Here is a 16989-nt window from a genome sequence, read left to right on the forward strand (position 1 = left end):
TACAGTAATTGTTCGCATATAAACATCCGGATGCAGGAAAATAAGGGGAACATTTTTCATAAAAAAGGGCAAGTCGTTACCGACCTGCCCCTGTGTAAAAACGGCGAAGCATTGTTAACTATTCGCCTACCGACAAACTCCCCATGACACGATACACGACTTTATCCAGCACTACTTTTTCCGCGACAACAGTAAATTGTACGTAGGCATAAATAGGTGCATCCGGATTACCAGTGGGTTTTATTTTCAATGGCACATAATAGCTATCGCCAAAGTGAATACCATTTGTATTCAGATAGCTGTAGGTATTGGTATTCACGCCACGGGTAGCCCAAAACAAGGTGCCGCTGTAGGAAGGATGCTCAAACACTGATGCAGATATTTCCGTTCCGGCGCTCATTGTGCGAAGATAGGCTGAATTGGCGCCTATGGGAAAAATACCGGTATTGGTTTGCATCGTAACTGTACAATGCCGCGTTTCGATACCATTTGCAGTGGTATTGGTATTGGTAACATCGAGGTTTAACGTTTCACCATTCACCGTAACAGCAATCGTTTTATTGCTGCCTGACGGGATCTCGGCATGAACGGTAGCCACAGCAGGATTGGTGGCCATCAATCCCTCAATGGGTGATTCCTTAGCGCAGGATGCCAGTAATACCACATAAAGGATGGTGATATACTTCTTCATAACGACAGATTTATTGGATGAATGCATTTAATATAACCGGCCCTGGCGAATGATCTTAATACTGTAAGCATCTACATTTTTTCTTTCCAGCGTTGATGGATGCAGCAGGTCGCCGGCAATATATGTTTTAGGGGTATACGACATATCCAGCAGTATAGCACTGTAAATGTACACCTGGAAGTTCATGGTCAATACCGGCTTCACCGCATCAGTGAAGAAAGAAGGCTTATCATAAAATACACCGGGCCTGAGATAAGTTTCTTTGCCATTCGACTTGCCAATCCACCGCAGCATGAGTCCTCCGCCGTATACCAGCCGGGTAAACGACATATTACCTTCCCGCACATCATCGGTGGCGGTATTATTGCGGGCATCTGCATCATATTTAAAGGTGCCGCTATTTTTGAACCACCCTCCTTCTGCAAACACGTTGAACTTCGAGTGTTTCTTCCAGGCCAATTGCAGTACACCCGTTCCACCGTAGCTGGCATAACCGCCGCTGATGCCGGAAGCGAAAGCACTCATCGCCATGTTTAACTGTGGTTTCAGGTAGAATGATATCGGGCGATTGTTGAGAATGCCGATAGTAAACCCGGTGTTGATCGTTACCAGATTGCGTTCTTCTATGTACGACTTACCATTCCCATTGCTTAATATGGGGGAATGATCGTAGCCGAGTCCCAGTAAAAACTTGGCCGCAAAGCCCCTGCTACTATAACCATCTTTCAACAACGCCATGAACCCTGCCGCAGATACCGCTGCAGTGGTATACAACGCGTCTTCTTTTTTATCCCGGTCTACGGCGTCGGCTACACGTACTTCCCTGTCGGCTGATTTCTTAGCTTCCATGGCCATATTATACTTTTGCTGTGCGGCCGCTTTATCATTTACATCACTGGTACCATTCATGGCCGCCTGGTAGGTGTTCATGGCCTGGGCATAATATTTATTCTTCATGGCCTCATCTCCTTTTTGCATCAGTGAGTTGAAGGCGCTTTTCTCCCGTTCTTTTACTGCTTTCTCTTCTGTTGCTTTGGCGTTGACTTTGCCCAGGTAATTTTCGAGATAGGCCACATTTTCTTTTTTCTTCTGCAACGTGAAGGCGGGAGCGTCTCCAGGATTTCCATCCCAGGCCTTCAGACTTGCATTCGGCTCCACTGCCCTGATATCGTTGATCAGGCTGATTTCTTTCCGGGACAACTCGTTGATATCCCCGGAAAGATCTTGTTGATTTTGAGAAGTAGCTGCTTTTGCCGGCAAATGATCCAGGATGCCCCTGAATTCAGCGACAGCGGCGTTGACAGTTTGCAGCTTAAATTCCTCCGTTTCTTTACTGTTCAATATCTTCGTCGTGTATTCGTAATTACGGGTTTTAGTAATGCCTTCCGGCATCTGCCCCAACAGCTTATTATATTCCTGGAGTGCCTCCTGCAGGTTCCCGTATTCGCCCGCTCTTAGCGGCTTTTTACCTCCGTCGGCGTCATCGCAGTTAACAGGTTTGTTGGTATTCGCATTCCGGAGTTCAGTGATCCGTACCCGCTTAATATTATTCTTACTCATTTTGTGCACAAACTCAATCTTTTCCCCGGGGTTATTCTGACGCAGATCGCCGAACTGAACTTTCCCGTCTTCATCCACCAGTTGAAAAACATATGCTACCGGTATCCGGAATTTTGAACGCACCTCCACGTATACATGTACCTGGTAATTCCAGTCGTATAGTTCCTGTACCTTAGTCCTGTATTCGAGATAAGAACAAATCTCCGACGTCCATTCGCTCCATACCGGCACCTTTTTTACAACCTGCTTAGGTGGTGGTGACCAGTCACACCCTGAAGCGATATTGGATAAGCTTTTTGTCAAAGCTCCTCTGAGTGTTGCCTCAGTCCTGGCAGCATCAATGGCTTGCTCCGTATTGGGATAACCGGCAGCGATGCCGTAGGCAAATACACCTTTCTCGGTCCTTCCTGTAACAATGGCATAACATCCCGGACCATTGTGGGAAGCTCGTAGCACCGGAAATTTACCGCCTTTGTTCTTACAATCCAGGTATGCTTTGCTATCCCTGGATCCGTTCAGATTATCCAACCCGGTTGACCAACCGACTTGTTCAGTTTCATCACAGATATAAACACTCAACTGGGCCCAGCCATCCATGGTAGCGATGACAAGCAGTGCTGTGGTAATTAAAAAACGTATCATTTGTCAGAATTTAGGGAAAATAAGCGCCTGGGGGAAGCTGCAAAGTCTTCCCGGCAAGTAAAGCCGTAATTTTTTTATACGCCCGCCGGAGTGGAAGTTGATTACTTAGCAGGGCACATTTCTGCGGTTAAAGGATTGGTTACGATAATTTCATTGCTTTAATTTTGGTACGGAATAGACAATCTCTGTGCTGCATTTAACAGGTGAAAACCGGGGTAAATATTCGGTATTTCCTGACTATTTCACTGAACGTGCTCCGCCACAAATGTATGCAGAAAGGCAGCACAGGCATATCGCTAGTACTAGGTATTTTCGATAACGGACTTATGCAAAAAATTATACCCAGGCTTCCTGGATCGCCATTCTTACTAATTCCACAGGTGTTTTAACGTCTGCTTTGGCCAGCATATTTTTACGGTGAGTATTTACCGTATGAAGACTGATAAAAAGATCATCGGCAATTTCCTTGCTGCTTTTTCCTTCAACGATACCTTTCAGGATTTCACGCTCCCTTTTGGTAAACGGATCCACGGCCTGTGTGATCACATTGGCATCCTGGATGTTGTAATAAGACGGTTCATTTTCCAATCCAATCAATGAAAAGCAGGGAGCGCCTTCCTGCTTAATATGTGTGATGTCGGTATGGAGGCTAAGCGTACGGTAATAGTTTTTTTCATCATAATCGATCTGAACGGCCTGGTGCAGCACACGTACATAGCGGTTGTCTTTTGTTTTCAGCCGCATATCGTATTGCACTTTGTATTTGCTGACTTTTTCGTACGGGAGCGCTTTGAAGAACTCAACAACATGGTATTCGAAGTTGAGAAAGTAAGGTTTGTCTTCCGGGTGGATTTTATCCATGAAAAAAGCAATCGTTAATTCCTCCGGCTGATAACCTAGTACCTGGGCGACATTTGGATCTACAAAATCCAGTTCACTTTTGTACATATTGAAGATGATGTAATAATAATTGCCTGCCTGGAATACGTTAAATAACTTTTTATGTGCTTCCAACTGGAGTTGCAGCGGGGAACTGGAGGCGCTGCCATCACTATCAGTAACAGTTTTCCAGAATTTTCTTGCAGTGAGATAGTACTCGGATTGATCTTTCGACATTTGGTTGATTTAGGAGCTACGAACTAATATTTACAGGTGTAGGTACGATTGCAAAATAAACAATTTCCCTTCTACTTATATACGGAAAAACATGTTTCTTTGTTCAAACGAAAAAAAATATGATGAACGATAATAGCATTATATATCTGAAGGGAGATGCCACCAGACCGGCTATCAATGGAAATAAAATCATTGCCCATATCTGCAATGACATTGGCAGATGGGGTAAAGGATTTGTGTTAGCAGTTTCCAAAAGATGGACTACTCCGGAAAAAGAATACAAAGCATGGTTTAAGTCGCAGCAAAATTTTGCATTAGGGCAAACTCAATTTGTGCAGGTGGAACCGGATATTTGGATCGCTAATATCATTGGCCAACATAAAATCATTAAAGATGAGCAAGGTAATCCACCAATACGCTATGATGCAGTAAGAGCGGGCCTTCAGAAAGTGGCGGCATTTGCCATTGAAATAAATGCTACTATTCATATGCCAAGGATTGGATGCGGGCTTGCCGGCGGAACCTGGGATAAAATAGCCCCTATCATTACAGCTGAAATGAGTAACCGGTCTGAGGTTTATGTTTATGATTTTTAACCAGGAAAGGCTAATACAATAATTGCGTGCAACCTGCTCCTGCCAATCCCCCGGATCTATATAACCACTGATGTCTTTGTGCCTGCGCGCTCCCGATCTCATTACCAGGGATTCGGCTCCTTTTAACCCTTTAACACATCATATCATTGCCAACTATCCTGGCATCACCAAAGAAACATTAAGCCGGTTAAGGAGTACTAATAAGTAGGAATATTTTATTGATACAGATCAACAATTCCGGGATGCGCGGTCTGTAGCTTTGGGCAAAAAAAGCGCTATGGAAAATAATCCACCATTAATGGAAGCCATTTTCACAACACCCGATATCGCTCCGGGCTTATCTTTTCGCCACACAGCCATTCCTGTACCTGCACCGCATCAGGCATTGATAAAAGTAAAGGCCTTTACCCTCAACCAGGGCGAAACCCGCACTGCGCTTGCAGCAACCACCAGGTACACACCAGGATGGGATTTTGCCGGCGTTGTGGTAAAAGCAGCCGGAGATGGCAGCACACCTAAAGAAGGCGCCCGCGTATTTGGTTATATACCAGAGGGATCCTGGGCAGAGTACCTGGTGGCACCCGGCGGCCTGATGGCAGAAATTCCGGAGACGCTTACCATTGTACAGGCAGCAAGTTTGCCGATAGCAGGACTTACTGCATTGGATTGCCTGCAAGCAAGCGGTGATATCCGCGGCAAACGTGTGCTGATTACCGGGGCTGCTGGTGGCGTAGGGCGTTTTGCCTGTCAGTTGGCTGCTATTGCGGGTGCCAGCGTATCTGCCGTGAGCCGCCGCGTGGAACTTTCACATCAACTGGAAAAGGATGGCATTACTACCGCCACTGTTTTTAAGGACATGGCCACGGCCCGGGCAGCAGGATCCTACGATGTGATCTGGGATTCTGTAGGCGGTGAAACATTGGCTACGGCGCTTACCGCCCTTGTTCGTGACGGCCTCTGTGTCAACTTTGGTAATTCTGCCCGCGAAACTACGGGCATCCATGTACGCTCCGCCGAATGGCCGCTGCATCGTATACGCTGCATATGGCTGGGAAGGGAACCATTGTACCCCAGCACCGCATTGCTGGAGCGTTTGGCTAACATGGTGGCAACAGGGCAACTACGAACTCCCATTGACAGTGAGTTACCCTGGAAGGATATATCCAAAGCCGTGGACAAATTAATGCAGCAACGAGTGGATGGTAAAATTGTGCTGCATGTGGAGAAGGATTGAACCAATTAACTATTGGATGTTAACTCAATGCTATCATCCAAAATGATTTGCATAAAATTCAATATACATCAAAAGTTATCTATTTCCCACTCCCGGTCAATACTATCTATATCCATATCCGGGTACTTAATCAACTCCTTGTCAAAAAACCTGTTCTCCGGATCCAGGATAGTACAGAGGATATCATCTATTTCGGATATATTATCTTTAATGACTGAATTTAATTTATGTTGTAAAGACCAGCCGTAGCTCAACGCAACAGAATACCCCTCCAGCATAGCTGAGGGATATTCTGTTGCGTTGTATATCTCTTGTCTATACCGGAACATGTCCTGGAACAACCCACTAACGTCAAAATATTTCAGGTGCTCTTCAGGTATATCCGGGTGGCGCCCGAGTGTAAATGCAAATGCTTTATCCCGTAGCTCCTTATATGATTCCTTCGACTTATCGTGTATAAATTCTCCTAAAGATAAATACTCAAAATCAGTATACTTTTTCAAATAATTGATCCTGCTAATTTCATTCTTTTTTCTGGCGACTATCAGTTGCACCATTTTTAATGGATTGACGGATTTCTTTGAAAGCCCAAAGGCGTCGGCCAGCACCAGTATCTGCTCATGCCTGGCCTGTGCAGGCTTACTGTCAATCCGATCCGGCTTGTTCCATAGATGTCCGTAATCAAGTATTTTGTAGAGAAGGTCCCTGACAGTGATGGTTGTGTTTTCCATACACAATGATAAAAAAAATTATACTATGGTTGGACAACTCCCGATATACCCAGCAGCGGTTACCTTTGGTTATTATCCAATAATTGCATCCGGGTAGCCCGGATGCAATTTGTTATTTTGGGCAAGCGATATTACGCTATTGATAAATATGGATACACTGCTTTAATCTTTCATAAATTTCCTTTAAGGAGAGAAGCAAGATATTTATCTCCACTGATATTTTCAACAAGTCATTTTCAGACCAGGTAAAGTAATCAGCCAGGTCGTCTATGAACTGTTTTAAAATATCCCGCTCAAAAATCGCCAATAACTTTTCATCATTCAGTTGCAATGCATAGTCTTTCACGACGCCTAATGTGTAATAAACAGATTCATATGATTCCGGATCAAATGCATCCTTTAACAAAATATCCAGATCAATTACAGCGTAGGCTGTTTTAATACCGGTTACTTGCCTGCTCCACTCCTGTAATGTCTCGTTATCGAAAAAAGAAGATTCTTTTGAAATTAAGGATAGTACATCAGATGGCGTAGCACATAGAAGCAAACTTCCATCGGTATCTACCAATAACTTATCTACATAGTTGTCCGTAAGATCCGCACCTGAGACCGTATAATAATGCTGTGTTGCAAATATTATCTCCAATAAAAACTTGCTGCTTTTTTCTGAGATATAATTAGTATTGTTCATTTTTAATAGGTGCTAATACGGAAGGTAAACAAAGATTATACATCATCAGCGATTTAAGTTTGTCTCCAGACAAAACATAATTAGCGGTTTTTATTCCACAGTCATTCGGTAAGGGAGCAGATACAGTTAATATGATTGTATCATTTTTATTTTGCCAGGTGCCTAAAAAATCTGATTTAGTTTCTTTCTGAAAACGAGTGTCCTTCTTCGTAAACTTCAGGATAAATGTACCATGCTCCTTCAAATTCAGCCCCCATTCTGTTTTTACCGCATACCACATAGAACATTCAGTTGCTGTATAAAAATATAATTTATCCTGCGTTGCCGCGCCTGACTGTATTATAAAATATAAGAGTATAATATTCATAGTATGAATTAATATGTCGGGGCTACTATTATTTGACGCCTATACATGTTAGCAAATATAATCATACTTCAATCTACTGAAAAAGATACAAATTGTCAGAAATGTTCTTGTGCATTACCTTTGCGCCCAGTACAAACAAAATACATGAGTCGATTTCCGCATATAAACCTGCCTTTAAAGCACCAGTTAACATTCACCGCTAACCCGGTAAATGTAGTACCATTGCCAAATGGAGAGATCCTGATGAACTTTGCCAGTCAACCGCTGATCACAAAGCTCAATGCTAATCTGGAAATTGTTTGGGAGAAAATTATCCAGGGAAAACATACCAATTATGTAAGCAGCAAGCTGTCGGCCTCCTCAGATGGCCTCCTGATGGCCATTGCAGGCATGACGGATATACGTATTCTGGACGCAGAAGGAACCACCCTCGTACATACAATAGAACACGGCTCCTGGGGCTGGTTCCTGGGCGCTGCCTGCTATTTCAGCAAGGACAATAAACACATGTGGTATGTATTACCAGGTGACGAAGATGGTACCGATGAGGTACAGGTAATGGACGTTGCTACTTTTCAGGTAATCGCTTCTTCCCCACTGCTGGAAAGCCAGCAATACACCTACGCGTTTCATGCTACGCCGGATAATGACATCCTGCTGCTGGAAGCCGCAGCCGGACAGGAAGATACTATTCAGTTGCAACTACAGCTGAACAATGGCGTTATCACCCTCTCTGAGCTGCCCCAGTGCGAGAATGTAATCATGGGCAACTTTGCCCCCTCCGGGAAAGAATTTGTGACAGCCCCACACGATGACGGGCCACTGGAAATTTATGCTTTCCCTGAAATCGCTAAAATTGCGGAGCAGGACCAGGTAACTATTTTTGATGGCAGTAAAGACTTTCCTGCCGCTGAACCGGACAATATCAACTACACCGTATTTTTTGTAGATGATCAGCATATCCTGGTCGTTTCCCAGTTTGGAAGATTGCTGCTGCTCGACAGGAAAGACCTGCGTTGTAAAGCAGAGATAATGCCTGAAGGCATTGAATTCAAAGCATATGACCTGGATGGTAACCCTACCACCAACCCGGATTATATCTTTGATTACAGCAGTAATATTATCAACGTTATGCTGGTACATAATAAACTGTTGCTAACTACCGGCGAAGGTCAGTTGCGCAGCTATGACCTGCCTGTATGATAATAAAGCTCCGCCTGATCCTTTCCCGGAAGTTGTTCTTACATTTACACCTATGAACAACTTCTGGGAAAAAGTATCCAAATATCATCCGTTATCGGCCGAAACCCGGCAGGCATGGGAAAATATCATTAAAAGCCGCACTTACAAACGACATGAAACATTAGTAGCGGAAGGCCAGGTACCACGACAGGTGGCCTTTGTTGTAAAAGGACTATTCTCACAGTATTATACCGCACCTAACGGAGATGTGGTCATCAAACGCTTTTTCCCGGAAACATTTCTGGCCGCATCGGTGAGTGCGATGCTCACTAAAAGCCCCAGCCAGTTTACCATCCGGGCGTTGGAAAATACCACGGTGCTGGAATACCAGTTCGATGAGTTTAAAAAGCTGATCACCATTTATCCTGACCTCGCGGCATTATATATCCGTTACCTGGAAATACATTGGGTGCTGGAAAAAGAACCACAGGAAATATCACTGCGCTATGATACGGCGAAAAGCCGGTACACTGCTTTCCTGGAACAATTCCCTACGCTGGAACCCCGCCTGAAACAGCACGAAATAGCCTCCTATCTTGGCATTACACCTACGCAGCTTAGTCGTATCCGTGCGGAACGATAACTTTTTTTGAAAGTCTCAACATATGTAAATGTTTTTCGGGTTGGCGCGCCGGAAATTTGTCTTCATAAAAACAACGCATTTATGAAAAAGATAGATTACCTGGAAGACCAACTCGACAATAAAGCCACCATACATCATCCTGGCAAAGGAGAACGCCTGGAAGTGGCGGGCGCCTCCTTCGTATTTAAAGTGACCAGCGAAATGTCCAACAGCCAGCTGGGCGTATATGAAATCACATTACCGCCCCGCACTGTCGGCGCCAAACTGCATTACCACCGGTTTATGGATGAAACATTTATGGTGAACAAAGGCGTACTCACTGTATACGCCGGCGAAGATACCCATCACCTGGAACCCGGATCTGTGGCATATGTACCACGTTTTACCCCGCATGGTTTTGCCAATGATACAGATGAACCCGTAGTACTCACATTGCTTTTTAACCCGGCAGAGAAAAGAGAAGGCTTCTTCCGTGGGCTGGTAGATATCCTCAGCGAGCAACCTGTTAACCCGGCTAAATTCCTGAAGCTGTACAACAAGTACGATACTTTTCCGGTGGATACTAATAATATGCTACCGCAGCAATAATAAAAACAGCAGCGTGATACCTTCCTGCGAATGGTATCACGCTGCTATACTGAAAATACTTGTGCTCTTTTTATGGAAGCGGTCAAAAACACGAGTGGTCATGGAATGACCAAATTTCGTCATCAAACATGCGTCCCTATCCCACAACCCGATATCCTGACAAGCTCCTTCACATCTTTAATACAAATCATTCCATTGTCTGATGTTAAAATACCGGCGGCTTTAAACGCCGTTAAAAATCTAACAATATTTTCCTTCCCCGTACCAACCATATTGGCCAAATCACTCCGGGAAACAGTGATCATAATATCTTCTCCAACGACCGCTTCTTCCTTAAACTTCTCCCGTAAAACAATTAATGTAATAGCCAGCCGCTCTTTAACAGAACGCTGGGCAAATATAGAAATGCTGTTGGCCAGTACGGTATATTCATGGCTCAATGCTTTCAGCAATCTACGCGGCAGTACGCTGGATTGCGTCATTACCTTCTCAAAATCCGCCCTGGGAATAAAGGCGATCACGCTTTCTTCCAAAGCAGCAGCGGAATCCGGATAACGCTCATCCGCCAACACCGCGTGATACCCGATTAACTCGCCGGTATTGGCAACATATATAATTTGCTCTCTACCCTCTTTATCCACCTGGTACTTTTTAACTCTTCCCTTCTTTATAAAAAAAATACCGGCGGCAACAGCTCCCTCCCGGAATATAACTTCCCCTTTACCATAGCGCTGCTCCTGCATATGATGGTAAAGCTCCGCACACTCATCCGCTGGCAAATTGTGGAGTATAGACTGTGATTTAAAATTCCATTTAGAAATTGGAAACAGGCCGGCTAAACTCATAGCAATCGATTCGTGACTTAAAAAGTGACATTTTGCAGTTTTTTAATTGAAAAGTATCAATGAAACCTAACGCCGCCAAAGGTACCTTTGGGGCATGAAAGTATCAACTATTTCTCGCACGGGAATTAATTTCATCACTGGTAAACAGCAGAAAATATTGTAATGAAGTCATCCAACTTTATCAGTGCCATTTTAGAAAATAAATGCCCCCGTTGCAGAAAGGGCAAACTATTCAAAAATGACAATCCATACCGGCTACAAAAAGTACTGGACATGCATGATAACTGCCCCGTATGCGATCAACGGACAGAACTTGAAATAGGATTCTGGTATGGAACAGGATACGTGAGTTATGTACTGGCGGTTATGTTCTCCGTATTTAACCTGGGATGGTACTGGTTGTTTTTTGGTATCACCTGGAGAGATAACAGCATATTTTACTGGCTAATTGTGAATGGGATCATACTGACCCTCTCTATGCCGTTGCTGATGCGGTTATCCCGGACACTATACCTCACGTTTTATATAGGTCATGATCCCGAAGCGGAGAACAGGAAAAAAGAAAAAATATAACGCCAGCCATCGAACATGTGCAAGCGCATACATCGGGAACCAACCATTTATTTAATTGTCCTACACCTGTCGCATATTTAAAAGTTAGACCAACGAGGTATAGCGTACCAGACGATATCGCTATACCTGATCTCATCGAAAAAAAGAAGGAGTACGTCTGTACTCCTTAATTTTATGATGCTTATAACTTAATCCAGCACTTCAGCAGGTGATCTATAGCGCTATCTACCAACTGGTACCCGCGCGGTGCCTCTTCTTCGGCGCAATGATAAGTAACGAGCCGTGTTCCGGCTGGCATTCTTTCCAACTGGAAATGCAGGTACCTGTTATATTGATGGTACAGGGCCCTTGAGTAAGTAAGCTTATCATCTATTTTATAAGTGCCGGGAAGATTTTCATAAAAGGAATTGAAGAAATAAAAATGGTCATATTTCCTGAAATCCACTTCCAGTAAGTTACCCAGCATATAAGTAACATTGTTAAGCCCTACCATCTCCTGCGCAATAGTGGCATAGCGCACCAGGTCATAGCGTTGCTCAATGCCATAAAAAAATGCGTCGGGGTTGAAATAAGCCCCGCCTATGCAAAACTTACCCGCGCCACTGCCAATGTCTAATATTTTAGCGCCGGGCGTTGCGGCGAGGAATCCGGCAGCTTTCTGCACCACTTTCAGCGGAGTCCAGTGCTTTCCTGCCAGTGCCTGTATATAAAGGGGGTAAAGACGATGAAAGTTATCATCTGACTCAAACCACTTATCCAAATGTCCGCGCAAGGGATTGGATGGCGATGTTAGTGACATAAATGATCGCAGAATTTGTGATATATAATTAACCTGGTAAATAGCTACCAGACCTGGCTGCAAGGTATTTATCATTCTATCTCAGCGCGGTAAACTTTATCACCTGAAAAAGTGAATTTTATCAATTTTAAAAATGTTAATTTTGTGCGCTATGAGTATCAAGGGTATATTTCCAATAGATAAATGGGATTCCAAAAGTGAATCCATCCTTGCTGACTTACCGAATGATGTTTATGAGCTGCTGGTAGCTCATAAGAGTGAGCAGATATATAAAAAGAACGAGATGCTCTTTAGAGAAGGCGCCTATCCATCCGGGATATTTTATATTACGAAGGGAAAGGTAAAGAAATATAAAGTCGATAATGAAGGCAAAGAGCAGATCATTTATTTAGCGAATACCGGGCAACTCCTTGGATATCACGCGGTGTTATCAGAAGACAGGTATCCTGATTCAGCGGCTGTGCTGGAAGAAAGCACTATCGCATTTATTCCCAAAGAAGATTTTCTGAAAGCACTGGATTACTCTCCACTGCTGAACAACCGGCTACTGAAAACTTTAAGCCATGAATTTGCGGTGCTGGCCAATAGTGTGACCATGTTTGCACAAAAGACCGTAAGAGAAAGACTGGCGCTGCAGTTGATCCTTATACGGGAAAAATATAAGGAAAATCATGTTGATGGCATGCCTATCGCTATCAATATCAGTCGCGAAGATTTAGCCAGCCTGGTGGGAACAGCCAGGGAAAATATTGTAAGAGTACTGACAGAATTTAAAGAAGATAATATCCTGGAAACAAAAGGCAGGAAAATTATGATAAACGACGTCAGCAAATTGATTAAAATAGCCAACTACAAATAACGCTACCGGCTAAACGAACCTGGGACTTTGCGATACCCTGCCCGTTTAATTACCGCTTTACCCACATCTTTAAAAGCAGGTCTACTGTTGCATCAACTACCTGGTAACTGGGTGGTATTTCATCTTCCAGGCTGTGAAACGTTACCAACCTGGTGCCACTCGGTTTACTTTCCAGCCCTTTGAACATATAACGTGAATAGTAATTATACAAACTGGTAGAGTATTCCATTTCCTTGTCAATCTGCCCTTCGTCGACCAGGTTCTCAAAAAAAGAATTGTAAAAATAGAAGTGATCAAAGTCTGCAAAGTCTATCTGCGTAAAATTACCACAAATAAATTCCACATTCGGGGCGGTTGTCAAGGCTTTGGCGGCCTGCGCATAATGATATAACTCCTTACGTTGCTCTACACCATAAAAGGTAGCATCCGGAAACTGATGTCCTCCAATAAGACAAAATTTGCCAACACCACTGCCAATATCAAGAATTCTCCTGCCCGACCCTGATGCCAGGAACCTGGCCGACTTCTTTGCAACCTCCATGGGCGTCCAGTGCCGTTTGGACAATTGCTGTATTCTTTCCGGATACAGCCAATCAAATGCCGCATCATTCACATACCACATTGTATTAGACGTAATATTCTCCATGCTGTTATCGGCTGTTTTGCGCTTAAGAAACTTACCCACTTGTAATTGAATCATTATTGCAGGAAGCAAATTTACCAGAAGCCCGCTTTCATTTCGTTGATACTTTTCAATTAAAAAATTGCAAAAAGTCACTTTTTATTTAGCAGGCGTTAACATAACAGCAGTAGCGCTCATTGCTGCTTTCTGTAGCCATCCGTAAGAGAAGCCCCTACGTTGTGAGCTGGAGTGAGGTAAATAATTTTGCGTAAACAGGTTACATCCCATATCAGTTCTATCCGTTTTTCATTTTGAAATCTTACTTATCTTTCACACCTTTACCACAAAATAAAATTTGGAAACCAGCTCTTACTAAGTCCCTTTCACCTCAACAATCACTTACCTCACAATATATGCTTATGCGCAACCCGATTTTCATGCTGCTGCTGTTGCTGATTTGCAACGCGGCAGAATCGCAAACTGTTCCACCGGGTATGAATGGTGTACCGGCCTGGTTCTCGGCCTGGGATTTTGTTTGCCAAAACAAATTCGGCTCATCTCCCACTATCCCAACGATTTTCCTGTACGATGACTCCTCCTATTATACTACCGCTCCCCTTGGTCCTACCGACCAGCATTTCACGGCACCCGGTCCCGGAGGGAGATCGATGACATGGTATACCGGCGCGCACAATGGCACTTTGCGCATCCCTGATGGTCAATCGGTTCCGCTGGGTCTTATGTCATTCGCAGCGTCGGATTCAGCAGGCCATCCGTTCTTCGTAATGGCTACCCCCGGCTTCTGGAAAAACGCCGGTGTACAGAGTAAGGAACTAGGGCTGGAAAAACTCATTACTGCCGTATTCCTGCACGAGTTCGCGCATACCCGCCAACAACAGGGAATGGGCGCTACGGTAACTGCTATCGAGCAAAAACATCCTTTCCATGATCCCCCACTTTCAGATGATATCGTGCAACATCTTTTTTCAAAAGACAGTATGTATGTGAAGATATGGAAAGACGAAACGGACCTGTTCTACCAGGCAGCATTTCAACCGGATATGCGTACCGCTAAAAAATTGACCTGCGATGCACTCCGGCTGCTTCGTGAGCGGCAAAACCGCTATTTCACAGGCGACAAAGAGATCTTACGGCAGCTGGATGATATTTTTCTGACCATGGAAGGATTAGGACAATTTTCCGGTTTCTACTGGCTGCAACATCCGTCCGGCGCAGGATTCACCTATGCTACAGCGGTGGAAGGAATGCGGCGTAAACGAAATCAATGGTCGCAGGAAGAAGGACTGGCCATGTTTCTTGTCCTCGACAAAATGGGGTTAAAAAATTGGGAACAGGATGTATTTTCCAATCGTCCCAAAACGATTGTGCAACAGTTGCACACAGCCTGTGGCTGTAGGTAATGAATATCCGGGGACGCTTCAGAAAGTAATTTGGGAGTGTCCCCCCTTAATACCACACCTGCAAAGAGATGGCGTTATCAGCGATAAAAACAAGATGAAATAAATTTTTATTTTCGTCGGCCATATATTATATTTATCGTGAGGTTCTACCTGAACACCTGGTGGAGGCGGAAATACAACCAGCATTCAAAGTAACATCCCAAACTGTATTACTTATGTATTCCCCAAAATAGCATTTCACTTTTAGTTAATGTCGACGGGCGCATGTTACAATTGTTGAGATCAATCTCTATGCAGAGTACCCCGATAGAATAAACTGTTGACATTTACGGATAAATAATATTAATCCCTCAATACTTCCGCTCCGGGCGGTAAATGATGACGTATGTTTGACTATAGCGTATTAAACGTTTTCATTGGACTGGTTTTCATTTTTTTACTGTATAGCCTTTTTGCATCTGCTGTACAGGAATCCCTGGCTACACTGATACAGCGAAGGGCCAATACCTTGTACCAGGGTATCAGTTCAATGTTATCCAACACCCCTATCCGGAGCCTTCCTTTCTGGGCAGTGATCCTGGAGCAACTGGGCCTTTTCCGTCTCTATAAATTTCTTAAAAAGACGGCCCGTTTGGTGATGGCAACCAACAAGAAAAAAAACGTTGAAAAGACCGATACAACGCGGGAAGCAGTATCCATAAAAAAAGCGGAAATACCACCACCCAAGGTTGTAGATATGCCGGCGCCGCCAGCAGGTACCGCACTACTGGCCGTTACCCCTACCGCACCTTTGACAGAGAAACTCGAACAAAGAAGCCAGGTAGAAGACATCAAAAAAAACACCTCCAGGATTCGGCTGTTCGATCTTTTCTATGAACATCCTATTATTAAAAACTATGGGCAGAACGACTATTTTAACAGACCTTCTTATCTGCTCGACAAAAATTTTTCCACGGTACTCATAGAGGTGATCAAAAACCTCGATGCTGCCAATAAAGGAAAGACGGCGACCTTCTCCATGGTACGTAACAGCCTGGAGACGCAAAAAACGAACATCGACCAGGAAGTATATGATATCCTGAATCACCATTTCAACGAAGCCGCAGGCGACCTCGATGCGTTCAAGTTCAGGCTGGAAAAATGGTATAATGACAGCATGGACCGCGTGAGTGGCTGGTATAAAAGAAACACGTCTTTTATATTGTTTGGCATTGGCCTGGTGCTGGCATTTGTATTAAACATCGATACCATCGAGATCTCTACTTATCTCTCTGCCAACAAAGCAGTTGCCGCAAAAGTGGCCGACATGGGCGTGGCTGCCGCCGGAAATCCCGCCAATAAAGGAGATAGCGGCATCACCAAAGCACTACTCCAGGAAATAAATAAGAACAAAGATAGTGTAAACACCCTCCTTGGATTAGGCTGGGGCGACCATGGCAGGAAAGATACCGCCTTCATCCACCGGCTGCAGGCCGACAAACCCGGTGGCCTGAAACGCGCATTAAATGCCGCGGTAAATTGGTGCTGGAAAGGTGCTTACCTGTTTCCGAAAGAAGAAGTATATAATGAAATGCAGCAGGCAACCGATAGTATACCTCCCAAAGTACTGGCCGATCATTCCAGCTATATTGCGCGGAAGTATATCTGGTATAAAACCACCACCAAAAAATTCTTTGGCTTCTTTATAACTGCCATCGCTATCACCATGGGGGCGCCATTCTGGTTTGATCTGTTGGGAAAACTTGTAGGACTGAGAAATGCAGGAAAGGCGCTGAACACCACGAACGTTCCACAACCAACTAATCTTAATACTGACCTTGACGGATAAA

18 protein-coding genes are annotated in these 16989 nt (G+C 44.1%); 9 read left to right on the plus strand and 9 right to left on the minus strand.

Annotated features, from left to right (window positions below):
* Nucleotides 1-118: 118 nt before the first annotated feature.
* From J7623_RS22675 to J7623_RS22685, 3 genes are all read right to left on the minus strand, one after another.
* The gene (locus J7623_RS22675) at nucleotides 119-691 is read right to left on the minus strand and encodes a hypothetical protein (protein ID WP_291924685.1); all 573 of its coding nucleotides are present in this window, start codon (nucleotides 689-691) and stop codon (nucleotides 119-121) included.
* A 27-nt stretch (nucleotides 692-718) separates the two neighbouring features.
* Nucleotides 719-2893 carry a hypothetical protein gene (locus J7623_RS22680; protein ID WP_291924686.1) on the minus strand — a complete coding sequence of 725 codons (2175 nt, stop codon included), beginning with the start codon at nucleotides 2891-2893 and terminating at the stop codon, nucleotides 719-721.
* Nucleotides 2894-3229: 336 nt separating this feature from the next.
* Nucleotides 3230-4009 (minus strand): LuxR C-terminal-related transcriptional regulator, encoded by a 780-nt coding sequence (locus J7623_RS22685; protein WP_291924688.1) that lies wholly within the window; start codon nucleotides 4007-4009, stop codon nucleotides 3230-3232.
* A gap of 119 nt (nucleotides 4010-4128) precedes the next feature.
* Between J7623_RS22685 and J7623_RS22690 the strand changes: the two genes are divergently transcribed.
* Together J7623_RS22690 and J7623_RS22695 are read left to right on the plus strand one after the other, a co-directional pair.
* Nucleotides 4129-4605 (plus strand): macro domain-containing protein, encoded by a 477-nt coding sequence (locus tag J7623_RS22690; RefSeq protein ID WP_291924690.1) that lies wholly within the window; start codon nucleotides 4129-4131, stop codon nucleotides 4603-4605.
* Between the two features lie 277 nt (nucleotides 4606-4882).
* Nucleotides 4883-5839 (plus strand): zinc-binding dehydrogenase, encoded by a 957-nt coding sequence (locus J7623_RS22695; protein WP_291924692.1) that lies wholly within the window; start codon nucleotides 4883-4885, stop codon nucleotides 5837-5839.
* Between the two features lie 68 nt (nucleotides 5840-5907).
* Here J7623_RS22695 and J7623_RS22700 read toward each other — a convergent pair whose 3' ends face one another.
* The 3 genes from J7623_RS22700 to J7623_RS22710 form a co-directional block, all read right to left on the minus strand.
* A complete protein-coding gene (locus J7623_RS22700) occupies nucleotides 5908-6570 on the minus strand; it encodes a hypothetical protein (protein ID WP_291924695.1) in 663 nt (220 codons plus the stop codon).
* A gap of 136 nt (nucleotides 6571-6706) precedes the next feature.
* A complete protein-coding gene (locus J7623_RS22705) occupies nucleotides 6707-7261 on the minus strand; it encodes a hypothetical protein (RefSeq protein ID WP_291924697.1) in 555 nt (184 codons plus the stop codon).
* Nucleotides 7248-7628, minus strand: coding sequence for a hypothetical protein (locus J7623_RS22710; RefSeq protein WP_291924698.1), 381 nt, complete (start codon nucleotides 7626-7628; stop codon nucleotides 7248-7250). Before J7623_RS22710 ends, J7623_RS22705 begins: the two co-directional genes overlap by 14 nt.
* 144 nt (nucleotides 7629-7772) lie before the next feature.
* Between J7623_RS22710 and J7623_RS22715 the strand changes: the two genes are divergently transcribed.
* The 3 genes from J7623_RS22715 (at nucleotide 7773) to J7623_RS22725 (ending at nucleotide 10041) form a co-directional block, all read left to right on the plus strand.
* Nucleotides 7773-8831, plus strand: a complete 1059-nt coding sequence (locus tag J7623_RS22715; protein WP_291924700.1) for a hypothetical protein — start codon at nucleotides 7773-7775, stop codon at nucleotides 8829-8831.
* 52 nt (nucleotides 8832-8883) lie between these two features.
* Nucleotides 8884-9453 (plus strand): Crp/Fnr family transcriptional regulator, encoded by a 570-nt coding sequence (locus tag J7623_RS22720; protein ID WP_291924703.1) that lies wholly within the window; start codon nucleotides 8884-8886, stop codon nucleotides 9451-9453.
* 81 nt (nucleotides 9454-9534) lie between these two features.
* The gene (locus J7623_RS22725) at nucleotides 9535-10041 is read left to right on the plus strand and encodes a cupin domain-containing protein (protein WP_291924705.1); all 507 of its coding nucleotides are present in this window, start codon (nucleotides 9535-9537) and stop codon (nucleotides 10039-10041) included.
* A 122-nt stretch (nucleotides 10042-10163) separates the two neighbouring features.
* Here J7623_RS22725 and J7623_RS22730 read toward each other — a convergent pair whose 3' ends face one another.
* Nucleotides 10164-10886 carry a Crp/Fnr family transcriptional regulator gene (locus J7623_RS22730; RefSeq protein WP_291924707.1) on the minus strand — a complete coding sequence of 241 codons (723 nt, stop codon included), beginning with the start codon at nucleotides 10884-10886 and terminating at the stop codon, nucleotides 10164-10166.
* Between the two features lie 162 nt (nucleotides 10887-11048).
* On the opposite strand from J7623_RS22730, the gene J7623_RS22735 reads away from it, so the two are divergent.
* Complete coding sequence (locus J7623_RS22735; RefSeq protein ID WP_291924709.1) at nucleotides 11049-11459, plus strand: DUF983 domain-containing protein; 411 nt, start codon at nucleotides 11049-11051, stop codon at nucleotides 11457-11459.
* Between the two features lie 181 nt (nucleotides 11460-11640).
* Here J7623_RS22735 and J7623_RS22740 read toward each other — a convergent pair whose 3' ends face one another.
* Complete coding sequence (locus tag J7623_RS22740) at nucleotides 11641-12258, minus strand: methyltransferase domain-containing protein (RefSeq protein ID WP_291924711.1); 618 nt, start codon at nucleotides 12256-12258, stop codon at nucleotides 11641-11643.
* 151 nt (nucleotides 12259-12409) lie between these two features.
* Between J7623_RS22740 and J7623_RS22745 the strand changes: the two genes are divergently transcribed.
* A complete protein-coding gene (locus J7623_RS22745; protein WP_291924713.1) occupies nucleotides 12410-13117 on the plus strand; it encodes a Crp/Fnr family transcriptional regulator in 708 nt (235 codons plus the stop codon).
* Nucleotides 13118-13166: 49 nt separating this feature from the next.
* Here J7623_RS22745 and J7623_RS22750 read toward each other — a convergent pair whose 3' ends face one another.
* Nucleotides 13167-13817: a class I SAM-dependent methyltransferase gene (locus J7623_RS22750; RefSeq protein WP_291924715.1), complete on the minus strand. Its 651-nt coding sequence runs from the start codon at nucleotides 13815-13817 to the stop codon at nucleotides 13167-13169.
* Between the two features lie 341 nt (nucleotides 13818-14158).
* Between J7623_RS22750 and J7623_RS22755 the strand changes: the two genes are divergently transcribed.
* Nucleotides 14159-15160, plus strand: a complete 1002-nt coding sequence (locus J7623_RS22755; protein WP_291924717.1) for a hypothetical protein — start codon at nucleotides 14159-14161, stop codon at nucleotides 15158-15160.
* A 385-nt stretch (nucleotides 15161-15545) separates the two neighbouring features.
* On the plus strand, nucleotides 15546-16988 hold the full coding sequence (locus tag J7623_RS22760) for a hypothetical protein (protein ID WP_291924718.1): 1443 nt from the start codon (nucleotides 15546-15548) through the stop codon (nucleotides 16986-16988).
* Nucleotide 16989: the final 1 nt, after the last annotated feature.

The sequence above is a fragment of the Chitinophaga sp. genome, from assembly GCF_017745275.1.
Lineage (GTDB): Bacteria > Bacteroidota > Bacteroidia > Chitinophagales > Chitinophagaceae > Chitinophaga.

Coding starts and splice junctions, on each gene's coding strand:
- J7623_RS22715 (WP_291924700.1), top strand. CDS start 7,773: ATGAGTCGATTTCCGCATATAAACCTGCCTTTAAAGCACCAGTTAACA.
- J7623_RS22690 (WP_291924690.1), top strand. CDS start 4,129: ATGATGAACGATAATAGCATTATATATCTGAAGGGAGATGCCACCAGA.
- J7623_RS22730 (WP_291924707.1), bottom strand. CDS start 10,886: ATGAGTTTAGCCGGCCTGTTTCCAATTTCTAAATGGAATTTTAAATCA.
- J7623_RS22705 (WP_291924697.1), bottom strand. CDS start 7,261: ATGAACAATACTAATTATATCTCAGAAAAAAGCAGCAAGTTTTTATTG.
- J7623_RS22725 (WP_291924705.1), top strand. CDS start 9,535: ATGAAAAAGATAGATTACCTGGAAGACCAACTCGACAATAAAGCCACC.
- J7623_RS22680 (WP_291924686.1), bottom strand. CDS start 2,893: ATGATACGTTTTTTAATTACCACAGCACTGCTTGTCATCGCTACCATG.
- J7623_RS22750 (WP_291924715.1), bottom strand. CDS start 13,817: ATGATTCAATTACAAGTGGGTAAGTTTCTTAAGCGCAAAACAGCCGAT.
- J7623_RS22740 (WP_291924711.1), bottom strand. CDS start 12,258: ATGTCACTAACATCGCCATCCAATCCCTTGCGCGGACATTTGGATAAG.
- J7623_RS22720 (WP_291924703.1), top strand. CDS start 8,884: ATGAACAACTTCTGGGAAAAAGTATCCAAATATCATCCGTTATCGGCC.
- J7623_RS22745 (WP_291924713.1), top strand. CDS start 12,410: ATGAGTATCAAGGGTATATTTCCAATAGATAAATGGGATTCCAAAAGT.
- J7623_RS22695 (WP_291924692.1), top strand. CDS start 4,883: ATGGAAAATAATCCACCATTAATGGAAGCCATTTTCACAACACCCGAT.
- J7623_RS22675 (WP_291924685.1), bottom strand. CDS start 691: ATGAAGAAGTATATCACCATCCTTTATGTGGTATTACTGGCATCCTGC.
- J7623_RS22700 (WP_291924695.1), bottom strand. CDS start 6,570: ATGGAAAACACAACCATCACTGTCAGGGACCTTCTCTACAAAATACTT.
- J7623_RS22685 (WP_291924688.1), bottom strand. CDS start 4,009: ATGTCGAAAGATCAATCCGAGTACTATCTCACTGCAAGAAAATTCTGG.
- J7623_RS22735 (WP_291924709.1), top strand. CDS start 11,049: ATGAAGTCATCCAACTTTATCAGTGCCATTTTAGAAAATAAATGCCCC.
- J7623_RS22755 (WP_291924717.1), top strand. CDS start 14,159: ATGCGCAACCCGATTTTCATGCTGCTGCTGTTGCTGATTTGCAACGCG.
- J7623_RS22760 (WP_291924718.1), top strand. CDS start 15,546: ATGTTTGACTATAGCGTATTAAACGTTTTCATTGGACTGGTTTTCATT.
- J7623_RS22710 (WP_291924698.1), bottom strand. CDS start 7,628: ATGAATATTATACTCTTATATTTTATAATACAGTCAGGCGCGGCAACG.